The organism is Streptomyces sp. NPDC026417 (assembly GCF_055567695.1).
In genome coordinates this window covers 1-4,647 of the sequence record NZ_JBVHPY010000084.1, presented here as the reverse complement: position 1 = coordinate 4,647, position 4,647 = coordinate 1, and the positions used below count along the sequence as shown (strand labels likewise).

Below are 4,647 nucleotides of genomic sequence, written 5' to 3'. Positions count from 1 at the left end.
CAACGGGGTTCACCAGGCCATGCTCGGCATCGCCCGGCTCTACAACCTGGCCCTCACCGGATAACTCACGGCCCATACGGGACAACCTCTAGGCGGGTTATCGGGTGGGTCCGCCGTGCAGGAGCAGGATGGCTATCGCTGCGCCGGCGGTCGCCGCACTGAGCAGTGAGCATTTTCAGCGGTGAGTCTCCAGGGTGAGGATGGCTCTGGGAATTGATGTGATTTTGTTGGGACTGCAGCGGGCTTTGCGGAGAATGCCCCAGGTCTTGATCCGGGCGATAGCTCTCTCGGGGGGCCATCGCAGCCGGGAGTGTGCCCGGTTGAGCACTTCTGCGCGGTCGTGAGGTCTCTGCCTGGTCTTCTGCGACGGGGTACCGCGACGCTGTCGCCAGCTACCTGAAGCGCCTTGTCGGCCAAAACGGGGATGCCGAGCCGGATGCAGGTGGCGATGATCCGGTGTCGGCGGGCCGCGGTCAGATCGTGGGTCCGGCCGGGCAGCACAGGTGAGATCCACACCAGCGTCCCGTCGGGAGCCGTGATGACCTGCAGGTTCACGCCGTGCCTGCGGTGCTTGCCGGAGTAGTCGGCGCGGCTGTCGCCGACCCGGTCGCACTCGGCGAGTGTCCCGTCGAGCAGGACAAAGCGGGCGTCGGCGGCTCTCAGGGCCGCGGTCAGGCCGGGCGCCCGGTCGGCCAGAAGGGCCACGACAGAATGGACGTAGGCGTGAGCGGTGCCCACGCTGATTCCCACCCCTGCGGCGATCTGCGTGAGCGTGTCGTTCTTGCGCAGGTACACCAGTGCGGCCAGAGCACGCTGGGACGGCGGCACCTTGCGCCTGCGGTCACGCTCACGGGTGACGATCAGCATCGTCACCCACTCCACCAGTGCACGCGGGACATCGAGTACGGCACGATACGCAACCAACAGGGCCCTTCGGTCGCCGGTGTGCTGAGTGGAAGCACCACGCCAACGACGAGGGGCCCTGTCTCGTCACCACACCCACTGACCAGCCCATTTCGTCCCCCAGTACAGGATGAAAGAAGCTCAGTGACGCCCACATTCTGCCGGTGACGGCGACGGTCACCACGGCGACCGGTACAGCGGTGCCGAGCGAGGCCGCGACCGCCCAAGTGCGGTCCAGCGCGTCCCGGTCCGTGACCGTGATCAGGACCAGGGCCGCCAGCCACACCCCGGCGATCAGCACCGCAGCGAACGTCAACATCGCCACTTCTGCCCGAAGCCACACCAGGCGCCGGAGGTCAGAAAGACCATCCGCCATTCGTGCAAGATCGTAACAAAAAACTACATCTCTGCATGTACCGGCCACAGTCGGCGGGCCCGGTCAACATTCCGGGATTGCCGCAGCGCTCGCCCTCTCTCGGGTCACCGGTACCCCAGATAACGCCGCACGCGCGCAGCCCCAACTGGCCGCCGACCGCCGACCCACGCGATCATGGGGTATCCATCGTTCTCACTGGGGAGGAATCCGCTGATGACCCGCAAGCCTCCGGCCCGCAGGCTGGTACCGGGCCCCGAGCGTGACCGAGTCGCCGCAGAGCTGAAAGCGAGGTACGAGGCGGGCGCCTCGATCCGGGCTCTGGCGGAGGAGACCGACCGTTCCTACGCCGGGGTGCATCGCCTCCTGGCCGACGCCGGAGTGACTTTCCGCTCGCGCGGTGGCACGACGCGAGGGGGCTCGGCTTCATGATCCCGCTGCCGCCGCACCGCACCAAGAGCGGGGCCCTGCTCGGTGCCAGCGGCTCCGGAAACAAAGACCCCATCGGGCTCTGGGGCGGTCCGGACGCAGAGCCCGAAGCAGAAGGGGAGTCCGGCGGCGGACGTCGCAGGGCGGCGCCCAGGACAACACTGCCCCGCTATGCGGGCAGGCGATCACCGGCCCGTGCCCACCACCCCCTGCCCCTCCCCATCGCTTCTTCTGCTGTGACGACGCTCACCTTAAGTCAGATGATCGGCAGAGGTGGATCCTGGGTCAGCGCAGAGCTGACGGCAGTCACCGGCCCGCAAAAGCGGGCGGTGTTGTCCAGTCGGTCGTGAAGCCGCCCGCCGCGCGGCACCGTCATCGGCGGCCTGCCTATGCTCCTCACCAGGCCACCCGACAGGTTGAACTCCAAACCGGCCGTATCCCGGCGCCTCTGCCCGCGATGTGGAAAGCCGCCGAAGGCGCCCTCGGCAATGTCACTCCGGGCGCGAATGCAAGACGGATGACCTCGCGTTTCGTCTTCCCTTCCGCTGTGCGTCGCTGCAGGTAGGTACGGGTGCGTTCCTCCCAGCGCAGGCGGGAGAGGACGATGCGGTAGAGGGCTGCGTTGGCCTGGCGGTTCCCGCCTCGGTTCAGGCGGCGGCGTTGATTCTTGCCGGAGGAGCGTTCGACTGGGCTGACACCGCACAGAGCTGCGAAAGAAGCCTCGTCGCGGAGACGGTCGTGGTTGTCACCTGCGGCTATGAGCAAAATGGCTGCGCTGTCCGGCCCGACGCCGGTCAGCTCCAGTATCTGTGAGTTGTGCGCCTGGATGAGAGCAGCGATCTTCTTGGTGAGTGTGGTGGTTTCGGCGGAGAGCTGTTTGATGCGCTGGGCCAGCAGTTGGAGGGCCTTGCTGGACCGCCCCGGCTTGCGGGTCCAGAGCAGAGCACGCCTTGAAAAGCTTCGGGTTTGAGAGAACTGCGAGGGATTCCCGAAGCCGGAACGGCGCGCTGACCAGTAGGGTCTTGAGCTGGTTGATGGCCTGGGCGCGGCCGCGGACCGCGGAATCATTGACCACTTTGAGGACCCGGAGTTCTTCGACTGGCCCGTTCTTACTCTTCGGCGCCCCGGTGGCTCTTCCGCCGAGTACGGCTCGGCAGCGGCTTCGGCCTCGACCGCATCGGTCTTGCCCGACCGTCGCCGGGCTGCCCGGTCCGGACGGTTGACCTCGATGACTTCGACGCCTTGGGCGGCCAGGTGCCGGGCCAGACCGGTTCCGTAGGAGCCGGTCCCTTCCACGCCGGCCTGCCGTATGACACCTAACGAACGTGCCCAGCCAAGGAGTTCGTGGTATCCGGTCGCGGTTGCGGGGAATGCCTTGGTACCCAGCAGAGCGCCGAGGGTGTTGATGACGGCAGCGACGTGCACGTCTTTGTGGGTGTCCACGCCGAGTACGATCACGCCCGGATCAACGGGCGGCTGGGTGACGGCGCTGTCGTGCGGCACGCTGAAGGCGGTCATACGTATCTTTCGATCGCTTCGAAACGGATGGCCACGGCCGGGCCGGCTGGGCGGTCAGGACTGTGAGGGTGCCTGTCTCGAGGCCCCTATCGGGACACACCCACCGGTCTGGCAGCAGCGAGCTCCGCACGAGCCCGGACCGACAGATCGGAGCTCAGGACACCATGGTCAGTCGCAGACCGGGTCAAGCCACGGCCCCGTGCGGAACACCACCAGTCTCACAGTCGCAGACCAGCATCAGCACGTTGTTCACGCCGCGGTTCTTGATCTCGGTGAAGATGTGCATCCAGTGCTTGGCGCCCTCACCGCCGTCGCCGGCCCACAGCCCAAGGATCTCCCGCCGGCCTTCGGCGGTGACGGCGAGAGCCATAAGTATGGGCCGGTTGGCGACCTGGCCTTCGCGGATCTTCACGTTGATGCAGTCGATGAAGGCCACCGGGTAGACGGCTTGAGTCAAGAAGAGGTACTTCGAGCTGCTGAGAGACGGCTTCAAGGGGGCCGCGGCCGCCCGCGTGGTCGGGGTGTCCACCAGCTGCGGCTCCAAGTGGTTCCTGGAAGCTGGCGGCGTGATCGTTCCAGACCCGGGCCCGATATCCTCGCGCTTCCTCACCAAGGAAGACCGCATCGCCATCGCCGCCGGCCTGCAGGCGAAGCAGCATGTGAAGAACATAGCGGTTTCCATCGGCAAGAGCTTCCAGACTGTCTACCGGGAGATCAAGCGAGGCAGCGGGCCCAGCAGCGGCTACCAGCCCTAGTGGGCCCACAACCAGGCTCCTGCGCAGTACAGCGCCCCAAGGAGGAGAAGATTCGAGGCAGTGAGCCCCTGCGCTCCCTCGTCCGCGAGAAGCTCGCCGAGAAATGGTCACCCCAGCAGATCTCACGCCTCCTCGCCCGCGCCCATACCGCCGATCCGGGCCTGCCCGGAGACGATCTACCGGGCCCTGTTCGCCGGCCTGCTCGGCAGCCGGCCCGGCAAGCTCCGCACGGGTCGCACCCGCCGGAAGAAGCAGCGGCGGGATGTCCCGACGCCCAACAAGCGGCCACGACCAGCTGCGAGGCAGTGATCATGTCGGCCTTCACCGGGGTTAGAGTAGAGGTTGTCTCGTATGGGGTGTGAGTTATTCAGTGAGGGCCGGGTTGTGGAGTCGGGCGATGCCGAGCATGGCCTGGTGAACCCCGTTGCCCTTGAGTCGGCAGTCCCGCAGGATCTTCCAGTACTTCAGCCGCGACAGAGCGTGTTCCATCCGTGCTCGGGCTCGGCGATGGACGGCGTTCTCTGTCTCCAGTGAAGTTCCCCCATGAGCTTGGACACTTGTCATGGACTGCGCCCCTAGAGGTTGTCCCGTATGGGCCGTGAGTTATCCGGTGAGGGCCAGGTTGTAGAGCCGGGCGATGCCGAGCATGGCCTGGTGAACCCCGTTGCC

Annotated in this window: 2 protein-coding genes and 4 pseudogenes; 2 read left to right on the top strand and 4 right to left on the bottom strand. The window is 66.4% G+C overall.

All coding sequences use genetic code 11. The annotated features are described in order from the left end of the window. Positions 1–175: 175 nt before the first annotated feature. A pseudogene (locus ACZ4NT_RS38750) lies at positions 176–924 on the bottom strand (transposase family protein). Between the two features lie 568 nt (positions 925–1,492). Here ACZ4NT_RS38750 and ACZ4NT_RS38745 point away from each other — a divergent pair. Next, positions 1,493–1,708 carry a helix-turn-helix domain-containing protein gene (locus ACZ4NT_RS38745; RefSeq protein WP_467730113.1) on the top strand — a complete coding sequence of 72 codons (216 nt, stop codon included), beginning with the start codon at positions 1,493–1,495 and terminating at the stop codon, positions 1,706–1,708. A 393-nt stretch (positions 1,709–2,101) separates the two neighbouring features. Here ACZ4NT_RS38745 and ACZ4NT_RS38740 read toward each other — a convergent pair whose 3' ends face one another. Together ACZ4NT_RS38740 and ACZ4NT_RS38735 are read right to left on the bottom strand one after the other, a co-directional pair. Continuing rightward, entirely contained in the window at positions 2,102–3,223 is a 1,122-nt protein-coding gene (locus ACZ4NT_RS38740) for a transposase (protein WP_467730111.1), read from the bottom strand. A 223-nt stretch (positions 3,224–3,446) separates the two neighbouring features. After that, positions 3,447–3,668, bottom strand: a pseudogene (locus ACZ4NT_RS38735) (transposase); the annotation flags it as partial. A gap of 28 nt (positions 3,669–3,696) precedes the next feature. Between ACZ4NT_RS38735 and ACZ4NT_RS38730 the strand changes: the two are divergent. Beyond that, positions 3,697–4,260 (top strand): annotated as a pseudogene (locus ACZ4NT_RS38730) (transposase); the annotation flags it as partial. Positions 4,261–4,341: 81 nt separating this feature from the next. On the opposite strand, the pseudogene ACZ4NT_RS38725 reads toward ACZ4NT_RS38730, so the two are convergent. Then, positions 4,342–4,506, bottom strand: a pseudogene (locus tag ACZ4NT_RS38725) (transposase); the annotation flags it as partial. Positions 4,507–4,647 lie beyond the last annotated feature (141 nt).